Raw genomic sequence first — 15,482 nt, 5'->3', positions numbered from 1 at the left:
CCTCGGCGCCGACCAACTACCCCGCTCCGCCGCCGGGAAACTCGTGAAATCACAACTCAAAACAAACCTCGGATGGGGCGCATGAAACTCGCAACGGTACGCATTGACGGCGGCACCTCAGCCGCCGTCGAAGTTGACGGCGCCCTGGCGCTCCTGCCCTTTGCCGACGTCGGGGAATGGCTTCGAGCCGGTTCCCCGGACGTCAGTCGGCCCGACGGCGGCGCGCGACTCCCGCTGGAAGAGGCGGATTTCGCGCCGCTGGTCACCGCGCCGGGGAAAATCGTCTGTGTCGGCCTGAATTACCGCGAACACATCCTGGAAATGGGCCGTGAACTGCCGCTTCACCCCACCCTTTTCGCGAAGTTCTCGGACGCGCTGATCGGGGCCAACGATGCCATTGTCCTGCCCCCGGGTTCAGAGGCTGTGGACTGGGAGGCCGAGCTCGCCGTCGTGATCGGAAGCCGGGTATCGCGCGCCACGGAAGGCGAAGCTGCGGCCGCGATCGCGGGGTTCACGGTGGCGAACGACATTTCTGCACGCGACTTCCAGCGCCGGACAACCGAATGGCTGCAGGGCAAGACCTTCGACGCAACCACACCGCTTGGCCCGTTCCTGCTGACGGCGGACGAGTCAGGCAGCGCGCCGGGGCTGGAGATTTCCTGCACCGTCGACGGCGTCACCAAGCAGAAGGCGGATACCGCGGACCTGGTGTTCGGCCCGGTGGAACTTGTCCGCTACATCTCAGCGGTCACCACGCTCAATCCCGGCGACGTGATCCTCACCGGGACCCCCGGGGGAGTGGGCGACGGTCTGAATCCCAAGGAATTCCTGTCCGACGGCAGCGTTGTCACCACCTCAATCGCCGGCATCGGCGAATGCCGCAACGCCTGCATCCTGGGCTGACTTCGGCGCCCTCACCTTGAAGGATAGTTATGTTTTCAAAGATTTTGATTGCCATACGTGGCGGGATCGCTGTCCAGGTGGCGGATACCTCGGTCGATCTCGATGAGGGTCCCTCCAGCGAGAACGTGAACCCTTGCCATTCCTGAACAGAATCCAGATGTGGGCGGATCTCCGTCCAGCCGATACAGCCATCGCCGTCGGCGGCCGCGGATTCAGCTGGTCCGAGCTTCGCGGAGCAGCCGAGGAGCTCGTGTCCTCGACTCCGGAAACCTACATCTTGTCCGAACCCAACACGGCCGAGTTTGCTGCGCTTTACTGCGCCGGAATAGCCGGAGGGCGCCGGATCGCTGTAGTGGATCCCGCCTGGACGCCGCAAGCCAGGGAAGAGATCGCCCGGCGGCTCCCCCCGCCGTCCCGTGGCGCCGGAACTGCGCTGGAAGACGGCGACCCCGACTCGACCTTCCTCATCGGCTTTACCGCGGGCACGACGTCGACACCAAAGGCCTTCACGCGCTCCCGCCGGTCCTGGCAGGCCTCTTTCGAAGCGTCCATCGAGTTTTTCGGCATGCGCCCGGATGACAAGACGCTTGCACCGGGGCCGCTCTCCGCGAGCCTGAACCTTTACGCACTCTCCGAATGCCTCTATGCCGGCACTGAATTCCATAGCCTGCGTAGTTTCGATGTCGGAGATGCGCACGCGGTGATCATCCATGAGGGGATCACGAGGTTGGTGCTCGTTCCAACGATGCTCCGCCTCCTCAGCGAACGGGGACTCATGGGATCAGTAGATGCCTCCTCCGTCAGGACCATCATCTGCGCCGGGTCCAAGCTGGACGCCCGAACCTTGGAAGCAGCCAGGCGCTGGGCACCGAACGCCACCATCTTCGAGTATTACGGCGCCGGGGAACTCAGCTTCGTGTCCGGGCGTGGCTTCGCCGCGGCGGAACCGCTGGATGCCGCCGGCACCGTTATCGGCCGGCCTTTCCCCGGCGTAGAAGTACAGATAATCGACGACCACGGGCGGTCCCTGCCCGACGGCACTCCGGGCAACATCAGCGTCAAGAGCCCCATGGTGTGTCAGGGGTACCTTTGGGGCGATGACGGGAAGGCCCTACGTTGCCTGGACGGCCACTTCACGGTCGGAGATCAGGGATACCTCCACGACGGCGACTTGCACATACTCGGGCGGAGCTCGGACATGATCAATACTGCAGGCAAAAACGTCTACCCGCACGAAATCGAGCTCGCCCTGACTTCGGTCCCCGGCGTCGAAACTGCCGTAGCAGTTGGTATGCCCGATGACCTGCGCGGTCACCGTGTGGTGGCCGGAATCATTCCTTCCTGCGGGGGACTCACCGCAACCGCCCTCGCCTCAGGGCTGGAGGCACTCCTAAGCAGGGACAAAAGACCCCTGCAGTATTACTTACTCCGTGATCTGCCTCTGACGGACAGAGGAAAAGTTGACCGCCGGATATTTCGGGAGTGGATCGACAACAACGATGCACGACTCGATCGCCTGCTCTAGACATGGAAATCCTGTCGCCCCCTGAACACCAAAACTTCAATCTTCAAAGGAGAGCACATGACCACCCCGTTCGAGGACAGTCCCGCCACCGATATCTCGCTCTGGAAGATCACGCTCGGTGAGCTGGATGAAAAGATGGGTGTGAAGATAACGGAGGAGTCTGTGCAGCGCGTGGTGGCCACCATGCCGGTCGAGGGGAACAGGCAGTCGTTCGGCCTGTTGCACGGCGGCGCGTCCCTCGCGGTAGGCGAAGCCGTGGGATCCTGGGCGGCCGTGATACACGCCAGCACCTTGGGCAAGACTGCCGTGGGCATCGACGTTTCGGCCACGCACCATCGCTCAGCCCGCCAGGGGCAGATCACCATCACTGCCACACCCATCCACCTGGGCGGGACACTCACCACTCACGAGGTGCTCATCGCCAACGAGTCGGGCCAGCGGCTGTGCACGATGCGCATCACCAACCTGTTGATGGACAAGAGGAAGTAGGACTTCTCCACGACGAGGAGCAGGTACGCAGATGCTGGACCACGCGCCCGAAACCACTCGACGATCCGGCAAGCTCTGGGACGAGGTCCCCGACCCCATTTTGCGGTCGGTGGGCTTCCTATCGTTCTTCGACCGCTTCGCGACCCCGCCGATGCTGCTCGTGCTCGCCGAGCTGACCGACTTATCCCTTGGCCAGGCCGTCGAACTCGTGGCCGGGTACGCCCTGCTCTACGCCGTCGGACAGCCGGTATGGGGGCTCATTAGCGACCGGTTCGGACGGATCACCGTGTTGCGGACGGCCCTTGTTGGAGCGTTGCTAGGCGCGTTAGCCAGCACATTATTCAGCGCATACATCCCCCTGCTCCTGGCCAGGGCGTTCACCGGGCTGATGGTTGGTGCACTGTATCCAACCCTGTTGACGCTCCTTGGTGACACACGGACCGGGATCTCGCGGGCCAAAGGCCTGTCCGATCTGCAGATCTACTCCTCGCTGGGAACAACGATCGCGACCCTTGCAGCCGGAACGTTGGCCGTGCTGGCGGATTGGCGTTTGGTATTCGCATTACCCGCGCTCGGCTGTCTGGCCTTGCTGGTGGGCCTGCGTCGGATCGGCCCTGATCCCTCCCGGACCGCCTCCGTGGAGGTTCACCGGGCATTTGCCGGCGCCCCCCTCGGCGTTTACGGGCTCGCTGTGCTGGAGGGCGCGGTTCTGATGGGGGCGTTGACGTATATCGTCCCGGCGCTGCAGCATGCCGGAACGAGGATTTCCTTGGCCGGGGCCCTCGCTGCAGGCTATGGTCTGGGCGTTATCGCCGGCGCCCGGCTGATGCGGTATTTAGTTCACCGCTTCACCCGCACCCGGCTCATAGCCATCGGGGGAGCGGTCCTGGTTACCGCCTTCGCAACTTCATCCCTGTGGCAGGCACCCGCGGCCCTGACCGCGACGGCGGTGCTGATTGGCCTGTCGAACGCCGTGCTTCACTCATCCATGCAGGGCTGGGCCACCGACGTCGCCCCGCAAGCGCGAGCCACCACCGTGTCTCTATTTGCCTGCGCACTGTTTTTGGGCGCTTCGCTGGCCACCTACTGCACATCCGGACTCGCCGAAGACGGCCAATACGGGACCATCTTTGCCCTCAGTTTGGCCTTGAGCATCATCCTGACGGCGGCCGCCACGGCGGGGCACCTAGCCTGGAAACGCCGGCAAGACTAAGGCCTGGGCGAGCCGTCCATGCGTCCTGGCAAATGTGGTTCAGGTTTCCCGGAACCGGGCCCTGCCTCACGGGACAAGCACCCCGTGCCGGGAACACTGGGCCGTCCAGCCCAGCGGCGTGACTTGGACCTTCATTCGACGCCGGCACTGGCCGCAGTAGCGCGGCGGTTCCAGCGCCAGCTGCTGGTCGCAGTGAAGGTGGGGGTCCGACGGCGGCAGCCCGCCGCCGTCGGACTCGCCGCCGCAGTGCCCGCAGAACGGGCCGTTCGTCGATGTTGCCGGACCCCCGCCGTTCCTGGTCCGGGTCACAGCGTCTTCTGGAATTCCTTGATGGGCATGTTCAGCTCCACGAGCAGGTTCAGGTCCGCGTTGGCGGGCCGGCCCAGGGTGGTGAGGTAGTTCCCGACGATGACGGCGTTGATGCCGCCGAGCAGGCCGTCCCGGGTGCCGAGGTCGCCGAGGGTCAGTTCCCGTCCGCCGGCGTAGCGCAGCACTGTCCTGGGCATGGCGAGGCGGAAGGCGGCGATGGCGCGGAGGGCGTCCTTGCCGTCCATGATCCCCTGGTTTTCCAGCGGGGTGCCCGGCCGCGGGTTCAGGAAGTTCAGCGGAACCTCGTGCGGCTCCAGGGCTGCGAGCTGCGCGGCGAGTTCGGCGCGCTGCTCGAGGGATTCGCCCATGCCGATCAGCGCACCGCAGCACAGCTCCATGCCGGCGGCCTTGACCATGCTGCAGGTCTCCAGGCGCTCCTCGTAGCTGTGCGTGGTCACCACCTCGGGGAAGTAGCTGCGCGCCGTTTCCAGGTTGTGGTTGTAGCGGTGCACGCCCCACTCCGCCAGCTGGTCGACCTGGCGCTGGGTGAGCATGCCCAGGGAACAGGCGATGTTGATGTCCACTTCTTCGTTGATGCGGTCGATCGCGAATTTGATCTGGTTCATCAGCTTGATGTCCGGGCCCCGGACCGCGGCGACGATGCAGAACTCGGTGGCGCCGGTGGCGGCCGTCTCCTTGGCAGCTTTGACCAGTTCCGGGATGTCCAGCCACACCCCGCGGACAGGGGAATCGAACAGCCCTGACTGGCTGCAGAAATGGCAGTCCTCGGGGCAGCCGCCGGTCTTGATCGAGATGATTCCTTCCACCTCGACGTCCTCGCCGCAGTGCCGCAGCCGCACCTCGTGGGCCAGCTGCAGCGCGGCCGGAACGGCCTCGTCGGGAAGAGTGAGAACGTCGAGCAGCTGGCTTTCGGTCAGCCCCACGCCCTCCTCAAGAACCTGTTTTCGGGCCGTCTCGAGGATGGCGTAGCCCGTGACAGGAGGGTCTGTTTGAATCGTCATTGATCGTCCTTTTCTCGCTGCGAAGATGCCTACAAACAGACGCTAGTTTCCTCTCAAGTGTCAGATTTTGTCGGATCTCCACAAGGAATTGGGCCGAACGTTAGCTGGGAGTGGATCTGGGCACGGACCCATCACCGCTCCCGTGGAAACCAGGGCGACTATCAGCAGAACCGGGATGGAGTCCGAAACAGTTCGCTGTAAACTGCGGCCGGTGTGACCCGCGGCTGCTTTGCCCGGGCGGCCGCGGGAGGTGACAGGATAGGAGGACCTGCACTTCACAGCAAAGGGCGAACGATGGCCAAAGGAATCTACGTCAGCGCGACCACCCCGGGCTCCGGGAAGTCGCTTATAGCCCTGGGCCTGGCGGACACCCTGCACCGGCATGCGGACCGGATCGGGTTCTTCAAACCGGTGGTCAACGGCCACGACGCCGCCTCGGACCCGATGGTGGCGCTGATGAAGGCCCGCTTCAACCTCGACGACGAACGCTGCCGCGGCGGGCTGACCTTCGCCGAGGTCCGCAGCCTGCTCGCCGAGGGCAAGCGCGAGGAGATCGATTCCCGCTGCGTGGAGATCTTCGCCGAGATGGCCCGGCACTGTGACGTGGTGATCGTGGAGGGCACGGACCTGACCGGCCAGGACGCCGCCGTCGAGTTCGACCTCAACGCCCGGCTGGCGAACAACCTCGCCGCCGCGGTCGTCGCCGTCGTCGGCGCGAAGGGCCGCACCGTCGCGGAGGCCGTCGCCGCCGTCGAGGTCGCGCGCAAGGAACTCGTCGCCGAGCGCTGCACGCTGCTGGCCATCATGGTCAACCGTGCCGATCCGGAGGACGTCGAGGCCATCGCCGCCGAGGTCCGCCCGGGCGCCTCCGGCAGGCCCGTGTATGTCCTGCCCGAGCTGGACGACATCGCCCGGCCCACCACCGGCGAGGTGGCCTCCGCCATGGGGCTGGGCCAGGTGGCTGGCCTCGCCGACCCGGAGCGCGACGTGCGCTCGGTGAAGGTGGCGGCCATGAGTGTGGCCAACTTCCTGCACGTGCTCGACGACGGCGCGCTGGTGATCGTGCCCGGTGACCGCGCCGACGTGCTCGTCGCCTGCCTGGCGTCCTCGTTCTCGCCGGAATTCCCGGTGCCGTCCGCACTGATCCTCACTGGCGGCCTGGCCCCGGACCCCACCATCTACTCGCTGCTGGCGCAGGCCCCGTTCCCGATTTTCGCGGCCCCCGACGACACCTACATCACCGCCAAGCGCGTCTCCGAGGTGCGCAGCGAGATCTGGTCCGGGCACCGCCGCAAGGTGGCCTCCGCGCTGGGGCTGTGGGCCCGCCGCGTGGACGAGGCGGAGCTGCTGGAGCGGCTGCACCTGCCGCGGCTGGAGCGGATGACGCCGCTGCGCTTCCTGCACGACCTGATCGAACGCGCCCGGCTGCAGCGCCGACGCATCGTGCTCCCGGAGGGCACGGATGTCCGCATCCTGCGGGCCGCCGAAATCCTGCGCCGCCGCGACGTCTGCGACCTGACCGTGCTGGGCCGCGAGTCCGACGTCCGTGAGCTCGCCTCCACCCAGGGCATCGACCTCTCCGGCATCAACATCATCGATCCCGCCACGTCGGAGCTGCGGCAGCAGTTTGCGGAAAGGTACGCGGAGCTCCGGGCGCACAAGGGCGTGGACCTCGCCAGGGCGCTGGAAGTGATGTTGGATGGCAGCTACTTCGGCACCATGATGGTCCAGCTCGGCGTCGTGGACGGGATGGTCTCCGGTGCCGCGCACACCACGGCGCACACCATCCGGCCGGCGCTGGAGTTCGTCAAGACCCGCGCCGGCGTCAAGATCGTCTCCTCGGTGTTCCTAATGCTGATGCCGGACCGGGTGCTGGTCTACGGCGACTGCGCCGTGAATCCGGAGCCCAACGTGGAGCAGCTCGCGGACATCGCGCTGGCCTCGGCGGAAACCGCGGCCCAGTTCGGCGTGGAGCCGCGGGTGGCCATGCTCTCCTACTCCACCGGCGGCTCGGGCGCCGGGGAGGCCGTGGACGCGGTCCGCCAGGCCACGGAACTCGTGCGGGCACGCCGCCCGGACCTTGCCGTGGAAGGGCCCATCCAGTACGACGCCGCCGTCGACGCCGCGATCGCCGAGTCCAAGATGCCGGGGTCAACCGTGGCGGGGCAGGCGACCGTCTTCATCTTCCCGGACCTCAACACCGGCAACAACACCTACAAGGCGGTCCAGCAGTCCTCCGGTGCGGTCGCCGTCGGGCCCGTGCTGCAGGGCCTGCGGAAACCCGTCAACGATCTTTCCCGCGGCTGCACCGTGGAGGACATCGTCAACACAGTGGCCATCACTGCCATCCAGGCACAGTCCGTGAACGACGGCGCATCAGCTGAGGCGCCCTCCGACGCGCTGCCCGTGGAAGCGAAGCGCGCCGAGGCCAGGACCTAAGGCCTGGTGCTAGCCGTTGCCGTCGCGGCGGTCCGTGCGGGCCACGGGGAGGTCGCCGAGCCGGTCCACCTGCTCGGCCAGGGCGTCGATCACGGCGCGCAGCTGGACTTGGGCCACCTTGGTGTAGGTACGGACATACTCGATCTCCTGAATGGGGTCGGTGTAGCCAGCCGCCGTGGCTGCCTGCACCGGAACGGCCTGGCGCGTGCTCACGGATTCCTCGGCGCGGCGCAGGATCTCGCCGTACTGGGTGCGGGCGCTGGCTACGAGGTCTTTCGAGTACTGCTCGGCCTCGGACACGAACTTCTCCGCGAGGATCTGCGCCTGCGTGATGACCTTGACCATCTCGTCCTTGGCGGCGGGGCTTGCCGCGTGCGGCTGGTGCTGGTCCGCCTCAAGTTGCTCGGCAATAGCCCGAAGGAATTCGTGGACGGCCTGTTGGTCGTACCCGCGTCCCACCACCTCGAACGAGGCGTTGCGGACGTCGGAAGGGCTGATGCGGCCTTCTGGGCTAGCGGTGCTCATGGTATACCTCTCCCTGGTCTGCGCCGGTGGCCGAGGAGTTGTCCTCGACGCCTGCGTAGTCTTCGTACCGTATATCGGCGCGCGGCGTGCCCGCCGCGACGAGTTCGCTGATGGTGTGACCCACCATCGCCGTCGATCCGGCCACGAGGGCCAGACGGCGGGGTGCCTCGGGGTGTGCCGCTGCCACGGTGCCCACGTAGCCCTGGGCGCCCGGGAAGGTCGCGTCGTCGGAGACGACCGGGTGGTAGCTGAACCACGGCTCCCTCGAGGCGAGCTCGGCGAGCCGCTGCTGGTCGTAGAGGTTCCACGGGACCCGTGCCCCGTGGAAGAGGTCCACCCGCGGCCCGCTGCCGTGCGCGCTCCATTGCTGCCGCACGGCGTCGACGATCGCGGCCATGGGGGCGAGTCCGGTCCCGCCGGCAACCATGAGCAGGTCCCGCGAACCCTCGAGGGCGAGCTGGTCCCCTACAGGGGCGCCGATGCGCACCGTGTCGCCCACGTTGGTCCGGCGGACGGCGGCGGTGCTGAAGAGGCCGCCGGGGATCAGCTGGACGTGCAGTTCGATTGTGCCGTCGGCGCGGGGGGCGTTGGCAGGACTCAGGTAGCGCCAGGTCCGCGGGAGTGCGGGAACCTCCACCGAGGCAGACTGGCCGGGCGAGTAGGTGAAGCCGTCCGCGACGCGGACCTCCAAGACCGTGACATCCAAGCTGCGGCGCTCGACGGCTGTGACCTCGCCTTCCCACCACGGCGGAGTAGTATCCGAGGCTTCCTCGGCGGCCATAACCATGACCTTGGCGATCAGTCCGTACGCCTCGGCCCACGACTGCGCCACCTCGTCGGTCCATTCCGGACCGAGATACTTCTGCAGCGTCGCCAGGAAGGAAGTCCCCACCATCGAGTACTGCTCCGGCGTTACGGAGAAGCGGCGATGATCGCGGCCGAGCTGGCCGATGAACCCGGCCACCTCGTCAATCTGATCCGCGTGGCTCACAATGTGCCCGAGGGCGGCGAAGAGTTTGTCCCGCTGGCCGGCCATCGAGACCGGGAACATTTCGCGCAGCTCCGGGTGGGACAGGAATAAGTGCGAGTAGAAGTACAGGGGGACTTCGTCCCCGAGCGAGGCCGCCATGGACCAAGTCCTCTTCAGCGCGCCGGCATCCATCGAAAGGCCCTTCTGTCGGGGTCGTCCTCCGCCGGTTCGGGCGGAGCGGGCCCCCCAGCACCCCGGCAAACTTACCCCATTGATTGGGCAGAGGTCCAACGGGTTTTGGCGCCCACGCTGCGGACCGGGAGCCAGACTCCAGGCACCCAAAAACGGGCGGTCAGGCCCGGTTCCCGGCTCCCGCCGGGGCTTCGCAATAGTTCGGCCCGCCCCGAAAACCACACTCGGCCCGCGGACCTGGAACAGGTGGACGCGGAGATCCACGCGGCGCTGGGGGACGGGGTTCCCGCCGTCGTCACCCACTCATCCATTGCTCCGTGGCTGCCCTTTTCGCGGCCCAAAACGGCGCCTACGGAGCAATGGATGGGTGGAGTGGGGGCCGAAACGGGAGGCGACCGGCACCCCGTCGAGGATCGCTCCGCTCAGGACAACGGGCTTGGGGCGCTGCTGCAGGGCCTGCGGAAGGTCGTCAACGACCTCTCCCGCGGCGGCCCATGCCTGGTCAGCTGTTTTCCGGCTTCGCCAGGCTGTCGGGATCTTCCTGCTTGGCGGGCTCATCGGACAGGCCGGCCGGCGTCAGGTCCAGGTCCTCCACATTCTCGGGAGCCTCGGGGGCTTCCCCGGTCTCGGCGGCCTTGAGCTTCCCTGTGTCGTCCAGGGCAGGGTTCGCGCCTTCGACGCCGGTGGGATCCGGCCTACCGGACCCGCTGGCCGGTTCGGTGCTCTCTGGCTGTGTGTCAGTCATGGAATTCCCTCCGTGCGTTGTCCAGTTGGTTCGCCGACTCTAAATGCCCGCCGCGGCCTGCGCAACGGCCGTGCCCTCCTGCCTCGGGAATTCGCCAGTCTAGAAAGTACTTGACGAATTGGAAAGTACTTTCCTAGACTGGCGGCCACAGCCGCCTACCGAAAGGCCACCCCATGGACGAGGCAACGGCAAGTCCCACTCCGGCGCAGGCCCAGGAGCTCCTGGATCAGGCCCAATCGATCCGCGCTGCGTCCACCAGCGCGGCGGCGTGGCCGGTTGCAATGGTCTTCACCAGCCTTGCCATCCTGGGCTCGATGCTCATGGTCGGCATGCAGATCGTTTCCCACACCGGCTACGGGGCCCCGCTGCTCGCCGCCGCCGTCGGACTCTGGGCAGGTGCCACCGCGTGTATCTGGCCGATGTTCCAGAAGTCCACCAAAGCCGGCTTCACCAAACGGTTCCTGACCTCCCTGCTTGCCTATCTCCTGCTGTACGTTCTGGCCCTCGGCGTGGGAGTCACCTTCTTCCGCGAGGGCAACCTGTGGTTCTACCTTTCCGCTGCTGTTGTCCTGGCAGGGGTCGGGCTCGCCGCCGCCTTCCGCGAACTGCGCGCATGAGCAGTGCCGCTGAACATCCCCGCCACCGGCTCAACGAGCTCATCCATTCGCCGGTCCGCTTTTCCATCATGGCGGCGCTGGCCGGCGCCGAATCGCTGGATTTCAAGGATTTGCGGGACTCCATCCAGGTCAGCGACTCGGTGCTCAGCAAACAGCTGGCTGTGCTGGAGCAGGCCGGTTACCTGACAATCCGGAAGGGGTTCGCGGGGAAGATGCCGCGCACGTCAGCCAGTGTCACTGTCGAGGGCCGGGCCGCCTGGGAGGATCACTTGAAGACCCTGCGGGACATCGCGGGAGGCTAACCCGCGCGGCCCGGTCAAGCCGCACCGCACCCGGCCGGCCACCGCCCGGGACCAGCGTGCGGTCCTATAGTGGGTCCTGTGGAGCGCTCCGCCAGGCTCCGGCGCGGTCCCGGCTGCGCCACCGACACCGCAACCAAGGCTTAGGAGGCCCAGTGCTCGTCCTCGTCATCAACTCCGGTTCGTCCTCACTGAAGTTCCAGGTCCGCGACGTCGAGGCCGGCAGTGTGCTCGCCGAGGGGCTGGTCGAGAAGATCGGGATGGGCACCGGCGGCGAGGGCGACGGCCAGCCCGAGGGCCCGCGCGACCACGCCGAGGCGCTGGAACAGGTGGACGCGGAGATCCACGCGGCGCTGGGGGACCGGGTGCTCGACGCCGTCGGCCACCGCGTGGTGCACGGCGGCGAGCGCTTCGGCGAGCCGGTGCTGATCGACAACGAGATCACCCGCGCCATCGAGCGGCTCAACCCGCTGGCACCGCTGCACAACCCGGCCAACGTGCTGGGCATCCGCGCCATTGCGAAGAAGTGGCCGGACATGCCGCAGGTGGCCGTCTTCGACACTGCCTTCCACCGCACGCTGCCGGAGCACGCCTGGCGCTACGCGGTCCCGGACGAGCTCTACACCAACCACGGAATCCGCCGCTACGGCTTCCACGGCACCTCGCACGAATACGTCGCGCACCGCGCCGCGGCGCTGCTGGACGTCCCGGTGGACGAGTTCGACGCCGTCATCGCCCACCTCGGCAACGGGGCCTCGGTCACCGCGATCCGCGGCGGCCAGTCCGTGGACACCTCGATGGGCTTCACCCCGCTGGAGGGCCTCGTGATGGGCACCCGCTCCGGTGACCTGGACCCGTCCATCCTGGTCTTCCTCGGCCGGGCCGGCTGGTCCCCGGAGGACCTCGACTCCATGCTGAACCGCCAGTCCGGGCTCAAGGGCCTGGCCGGCAACAACGACATGCGCTCCGTGGTGGAGGCCGCGGAAGCCGGCGACGCCCGGGCAGCCATGGCGCTCGCGGTCGCGTCCTACCGGCTCGCCAAGTACATCGGCGGCTACCACGTGGCCGTCGGCGGGGCGAAGGCCCTGGTTTTCACCGCCGGGATCGGCGAGAACTCGCACCAGTTCCGCACCCTGGTGGCGGATCGGCTGGGCGCCCTCGGCGTGCAGCTCGACGCCGGCCTGAACCGGGAGCGGTCCAAGGAGCCCCGCGTGATCTCCACGCCGTCCTCGGCCATCCCGGTGCTCGTGGTGCCCACCGACGAGGAGCGCGCCATCGCCGAGGCCACGGCCGCCGCCGTCACCCACTCATCCGTTGCTCCGTAACTGCCCTTTCCGCGGCCCAAAACGGCGCCTACGGAGCAATCGATGGGTGGGTGCCCGCCGCCGCTGCGATCAGCGTGGACATGATGTCGACGGCGTCATCATTGGAAAGCCCGTTGTCATGGCACAGTGACCGCCAGGTCCAGAAGGAGACTCCATGGCTGACGGTGGCGCGCAGCCTGTTGTTAGTGGCTGCCTCGGGAAACGGCTCGAGCAGGACGTTCCGGAAGTGGTCGTTCCGGGACGCGAGGACTTTGCGGTGCGCTTCGGGGAGTTCGGCCAGGTCAGCGTAGATGCGCGTGAGCATGGCCTCTCCGTCGCGGTAAAACCGATAGAGGTCGGACAGGCCAACCCTTAGCCGTTCGAGGGGATCATTTTCCCGCGACCATTCTGCAGGGACAGGTGGCCGCTGTTGTGAGAGCCAGTGCGCGGAGCACGCGGAGAACAGTGCCTCGTCGTCGGCAAAGTGCCGGTAGACCGTCAGCCTGGTGACACCGGCCTTGCCGGCGATGCCCGCGATTGTGGTGCGGGCCGGACCAACGGAGCCGTGCAGGGCCACGGCCGCGTCGACGATGCGCTGGCGCGTGCCGCCTATTTGCTCGGTTCTCCTGCTCATTTCATAACGGCGGTTTTTGGATGAACCCTGCTGTTCACTCAAGTGTTGACACCGGTCCTTCGCGGTTGGACAATTTCGGTAAACACCAGTGTATATCCAAATTTGGAAGGGTGATTTGTTATGGACCTGGAGCTGCCTCCTCGGCTGACGGTCGTGCAACCGGGGGAGGGTAGGGAGGCCAGCCTTGGCTCGATCGGGGTTGTTTTCAAGCTCTTCGGGGAGCACACCAATGAACAGATCTCGATTGTGGAGCATCCGTTCCCGGTCGGAGCCTTGGTCCCGCCGCACCTGCACACGCGTGAGGACGAGTACTCGATCGTTCTGGAAGGCGAGATAGGGTTCCGGTCCGGCGACCGTGAGGCGGTGCTCGGCGCCGGAGGCTACATCACGAAACCGCGGGGCGAACTCCACACGATGTGGAACGCCGGCAAAGTTCCCGCGAGGATGATTGAGATCATCAGCCCCGCCGGCTTTGAACATTTCTTCTGGGGACTGGCGGATCACATTGAAGCCGGTCCGCCGGATCCCGAGGTCATCGGCAAACTCGCCGCCGAATACGGGCTTCAATTCGGCGAAGCACCCTGGCTGCCGGACATCATCGCGCGGTATGGCCTGACGCCGCCCATGCGCTGACGGAAGAGTGCGGGGGATCCTGGCTTCGCTCGCATGGTCGAAACCGGCAGTCGTTGTTTCCCTGATCGGCCCAACAACAGCAGGTGGTAACCTCCAACCATGCCGGACATCAGACTGCCGATCCGCACCGAGCGGCTGGTGCTGCGGCGCTTCGAGGCCAGCGACCTGGACGCGTACCACGCCTATCATTCGTTGCCCGAGACCGCCCGGTTCCTGCCCGGGGAAGTGAAGAGCTACACCCAGTCCATGGAGTCCGTGGGCAAATACGCCAACTTCGTCTTCGAGAAAGAGGGCGACTGGATCTGCCTGGCCATAGAGGCCGCGGATTCGCCCGGACTGCTCGGCGAGGTGGTGCTGAAGTGGCTGCCGGGCTACGGGCAGGCCGAGATCGGCTGGAGCCTCGCCCCGGAAGCCCGCGGAAAGGGCATCGCCGCCGAGGCCGCCCGGGCCCTGCTGAACCTGGGCTTCGGGGAACTCCGCTTCCACCGGATCGACGCCAAACTTGATGCGCTGAACTTGGCTTCGGCGGCGCTGTGCGAACGCCTCGGCATGAGGCTGGAATCCACCAAGGTGGAAAGATGGCACTACAAGGGCCGGTGGGCCACGGAAGTCGTCTATGCCATCCTTGCCGAGGAATGGAAGTCCCGGCAGCCTGACTAGGACTTCGTCGCTTCGCCCTCGTGCCTACCGCGACTCCCGCCAGCCCGCTAAGTACTTCCTCGATGTCCGCGCCCACCGGCGACTCCCGCCAGCCCGCGTAGGACTCAACCATTCGCCAGAAGTGGCCGCTATGGGAGGGTTTCCGGCTCCGGACCGACGCTCCCGCCCAGTTGCTTCCACCGGCACCAAGCATCACGAGCGGAATCCCGCGCAATCCTGCGGTTCCCTGGGGCTGAACTGGGTTGCGGCACCGAGTAACTGGGCTGGAGCGTCGCCACGGGGTGGCAAGAACGACGGCGCGGATCGTTATGCGGGCTGGTGGCCCCCGCCACCGGACATGCTCAGCGGCCGGGCTCGTGGGTCCGGACCGGTGCGCTGGTACCCCGCGGCACTGATATGCAAAGTTACTCAATGGCTCCGAAATGAGTATTTCCCAACACGCAACCGGGACCCTACCGTGGAAGCAACGCCACATGTGATGCCGGACACTCCGCAGCAGCTTTGTAGGAAGCCGCTACTCGGACCAGTGTCTGGCGGATTACGCCCTCGACGGCTGGACCGCCGCGGACGTCATGAGAGACGACCACGTCGGCCTGCTCCCCAAATGCAACCCACCCGCCCCAGCTGCCCGGCCCGCCTTCCTTGGGGGAGGTGGGCCCGGGCCCCTCTGTAAGGACGCATCATGACGGCAACCAGCCACAACGAGACAGACCGCGCCACATCGCCATCGCCGGAGGACCGCTCGATAGTGGTGGTTCACACGCCCTGGGCCGGGTGGTACTACGAAGCGTCCGCCCAGGACAATGCGGTCGCCGCCGCCTAGAGGTCGCGTGCCCGAGGCGGTGTGGGGCACGAAGAGGTGCCCCACACCGCCAAACTTTCAGCTAGAGGCCGACACCGCCTGCTGGGCCAACCAGGCAGCAATCTGGGCCCGCGAACATTCGCCACAAATGGCCGCTCTGAGTGGTCTTCGGACTCCGGCACGACGCTCCTGCCCAGTTGC

Annotated in this window: 17 protein-coding genes; 11 read left to right on the top strand and 6 right to left on the bottom strand. The window is 66.5% G+C overall.

The features are described 5' to 3' along the window. Nucleotides 1-81: 81 nt before the first annotated feature. The 4 genes from J2X01_RS12570 (at nucleotide 82) to J2X01_RS12555 (ending at nucleotide 4,130) form a co-directional block, all read left to right on the top strand. A complete protein-coding gene (locus J2X01_RS12570; RefSeq protein ID WP_310057630.1) occupies nucleotides 82-903 on the top strand; it encodes a fumarylacetoacetate hydrolase family protein in 822 nt (273 codons plus the stop codon). 133 nt (nucleotides 904-1,036) lie between these two features. Continuing rightward, entirely contained in the window at nucleotides 1,037-2,428 is a 1,392-nt protein-coding gene (locus J2X01_RS12565; protein ID WP_310057627.1) for a class I adenylate-forming enzyme family protein, read from the top strand. A 57-nt stretch (nucleotides 2,429-2,485) separates the two neighbouring features. Beyond that, nucleotides 2,486-2,917: a PaaI family thioesterase gene (locus J2X01_RS12560; protein ID WP_310057624.1), complete on the top strand. Its 432-nt coding sequence runs from the start codon at nucleotides 2,486-2,488 to the stop codon at nucleotides 2,915-2,917. 31 nt (nucleotides 2,918-2,948) lie between these two features. After that, nucleotides 2,949-4,130, top strand: a complete 1,182-nt coding sequence (locus J2X01_RS12555) for an MFS transporter (RefSeq protein WP_310057622.1) — start codon at nucleotides 2,949-2,951, stop codon at nucleotides 4,128-4,130. Between the two features lie 66 nt (nucleotides 4,131-4,196). Here the strand turns inward: J2X01_RS12555 and bsaP are convergent, their stop codons facing one another. Then, entirely contained in the window at nucleotides 4,197-4,439 is a 243-nt protein-coding gene (bsaP, locus tag J2X01_RS12550) for a biotin synthase auxiliary protein BsaP (protein WP_310057621.1), read from the bottom strand. Continuing rightward, entirely contained in the window at nucleotides 4,436-5,461 is a 1,026-nt protein-coding gene (gene bioB / locus J2X01_RS12545; RefSeq protein WP_310057618.1) for a biotin synthase BioB, read from the bottom strand. The genes bsaP and bioB overlap by 4 nt, the downstream gene beginning before the upstream one ends. 294 nt (nucleotides 5,462-5,755) lie before the next feature. On the opposite strand from bioB, the gene pta reads away from it, so the two are divergent. Next, complete coding sequence (pta, locus tag J2X01_RS12540; RefSeq protein WP_310057615.1) at nucleotides 5,756-7,900, top strand: phosphate acetyltransferase; 2,145 nt, start codon at nucleotides 5,756-5,758, stop codon at nucleotides 7,898-7,900. A 9-nt stretch (nucleotides 7,901-7,909) separates the two neighbouring features. On the opposite strand, the gene J2X01_RS12535 is transcribed toward pta, so the two are convergent. The 3 genes from J2X01_RS12535 to J2X01_RS12525 all read right to left on the bottom strand — a co-directional run bounded on the left by J2X01_RS12535 (nucleotide 7,910) and on the right by J2X01_RS12525 (nucleotide 10,332). Next, nucleotides 7,910-8,425, bottom strand: coding sequence for a DivIVA domain-containing protein (locus J2X01_RS12535; protein ID WP_310057612.1), 516 nt, complete (start codon nucleotides 8,423-8,425; stop codon nucleotides 7,910-7,912). Beyond that, entirely contained in the window at nucleotides 8,412-9,554 is a 1,143-nt protein-coding gene (locus tag J2X01_RS12530; protein WP_310057609.1) for a globin domain-containing protein, read from the bottom strand. The genes J2X01_RS12535 and J2X01_RS12530 overlap by 14 nt, the downstream gene beginning before the upstream one ends. A 535-nt stretch (nucleotides 9,555-10,089) precedes the next feature. Further along, nucleotides 10,090-10,332, bottom strand: a complete 243-nt coding sequence (locus J2X01_RS12525; protein WP_310057606.1) for a hypothetical protein — start codon at nucleotides 10,330-10,332, stop codon at nucleotides 10,090-10,092. Between the two features lie 173 nt (nucleotides 10,333-10,505). Between J2X01_RS12525 and J2X01_RS12520 the strand changes: the two genes are divergently transcribed. The 3 genes from J2X01_RS12520 (at nucleotide 10,506) to J2X01_RS12510 (ending at nucleotide 12,573) form a co-directional block, all read left to right on the top strand. Next, nucleotides 10,506-10,949, top strand: coding sequence for a hypothetical protein (locus J2X01_RS12520; protein WP_310057603.1), 444 nt, complete (start codon nucleotides 10,506-10,508; stop codon nucleotides 10,947-10,949). Further along, entirely contained in the window at nucleotides 10,946-11,251 is a 306-nt protein-coding gene (locus J2X01_RS12515) for a winged helix-turn-helix domain-containing protein (RefSeq protein WP_310057600.1), read from the top strand. Before J2X01_RS12520 ends, J2X01_RS12515 begins: the two co-directional genes overlap by 4 nt. Nucleotides 11,252-11,403: 152 nt before the next feature. Beyond that, complete coding sequence (locus tag J2X01_RS12510; protein ID WP_310057598.1) at nucleotides 11,404-12,573, top strand: acetate kinase; 1,170 nt, start codon at nucleotides 11,404-11,406, stop codon at nucleotides 12,571-12,573. A gap of 28 nt (nucleotides 12,574-12,601) precedes the next feature. Here J2X01_RS12510 and J2X01_RS12505 read toward each other — a convergent pair whose 3' ends face one another. After that, entirely contained in the window at nucleotides 12,602-13,186 is a 585-nt protein-coding gene (locus J2X01_RS12505; RefSeq protein WP_310057596.1) for a TetR/AcrR family transcriptional regulator, read from the bottom strand. Between the two features lie 120 nt (nucleotides 13,187-13,306). Between J2X01_RS12505 and J2X01_RS12500 the strand changes: the two genes are divergently transcribed. From J2X01_RS12500 to J2X01_RS12490, 3 genes are all read left to right on the top strand, one after another. Next, entirely contained in the window at nucleotides 13,307-13,819 is a 513-nt protein-coding gene (locus J2X01_RS12500) for a cupin domain-containing protein (RefSeq protein ID WP_310057593.1), read from the top strand. Between the two features lie 99 nt (nucleotides 13,820-13,918). Continuing rightward, on the top strand, nucleotides 13,919-14,479 hold the full coding sequence (locus J2X01_RS12495; RefSeq protein WP_310057590.1) for a GNAT family N-acetyltransferase: 561 nt from the start codon (nucleotides 13,919-13,921) through the stop codon (nucleotides 14,477-14,479). Nucleotides 14,480-15,161: 682 nt separating this feature from the next. Then, on the top strand, nucleotides 15,162-15,302 hold the full coding sequence (locus J2X01_RS12490) for a hypothetical protein (protein ID WP_310057588.1): 141 nt from the start codon (nucleotides 15,162-15,164) through the stop codon (nucleotides 15,300-15,302). Nucleotides 15,303-15,482: the final 180 nt, after the last annotated feature.

The organism is Arthrobacter ginsengisoli (genome assembly GCF_031456935.1).
Taxonomy (GTDB): Bacteria; Actinomycetota; Actinomycetes; order Actinomycetales; family Micrococcaceae; genus Arthrobacter; species Arthrobacter ginsengisoli.
This window is presented reverse-complemented; position numbering and strand designations above follow the sequence as displayed.

Excerpts from the sequence above, each read along its gene's own strand:
- J2X01_RS12570 (WP_310057630.1), top strand. The coding sequence starts at position 82 with ATGAAACTCGCAACGGTACGCATTGACGGCGGCACCTCAGCCGCCGTC.
- J2X01_RS12560 (WP_310057624.1), top strand. The coding sequence starts at position 2,486 with ATGACCACCCCGTTCGAGGACAGTCCCGCCACCGATATCTCGCTCTGG.
- J2X01_RS12555 (WP_310057622.1), top strand. The coding sequence starts at position 2,949 with ATGCTGGACCACGCGCCCGAAACCACTCGACGATCCGGCAAGCTCTGG.
- bioB (WP_310057618.1), bottom strand. The coding sequence starts at position 5,461 with ATGACGATTCAAACAGACCCTCCTGTCACGGGCTACGCCATCCTCGAG.
- pta (WP_310057615.1), top strand. The coding sequence starts at position 5,756 with ATGGCCAAAGGAATCTACGTCAGCGCGACCACCCCGGGCTCCGGGAAG.
- J2X01_RS12535 (WP_310057612.1), bottom strand. The coding sequence starts at position 8,425 with ATGAGCACCGCTAGCCCAGAAGGCCGCATCAGCCCTTCCGACGTCCGC.
- J2X01_RS12530 (WP_310057609.1), bottom strand. The coding sequence starts at position 9,554 with ATGGCGGCCTCGCTCGGGGACGAAGTCCCCCTGTACTTCTACTCGCAC.
- J2X01_RS12525 (WP_310057606.1), bottom strand. The coding sequence starts at position 10,332 with ATGACTGACACACAGCCAGAGAGCACCGAACCGGCCAGCGGGTCCGGT.
- J2X01_RS12520 (WP_310057603.1), top strand. The coding sequence starts at position 10,506 with ATGGACGAGGCAACGGCAAGTCCCACTCCGGCGCAGGCCCAGGAGCTC.
- J2X01_RS12515 (WP_310057600.1), top strand. The coding sequence starts at position 10,946 with ATGAGCAGTGCCGCTGAACATCCCCGCCACCGGCTCAACGAGCTCATC.
- J2X01_RS12505 (WP_310057596.1), bottom strand. The coding sequence starts at position 13,186 with ATGAGCAGGAGAACCGAGCAAATAGGCGGCACGCGCCAGCGCATCGTC.
- J2X01_RS12500 (WP_310057593.1), top strand. The coding sequence starts at position 13,307 with ATGGACCTGGAGCTGCCTCCTCGGCTGACGGTCGTGCAACCGGGGGAG.
- J2X01_RS12495 (WP_310057590.1), top strand. The coding sequence starts at position 13,919 with ATGCCGGACATCAGACTGCCGATCCGCACCGAGCGGCTGGTGCTGCGG.
- J2X01_RS12490 (WP_310057588.1), top strand. The coding sequence starts at position 15,162 with ATGACGGCAACCAGCCACAACGAGACAGACCGCGCCACATCGCCATCG.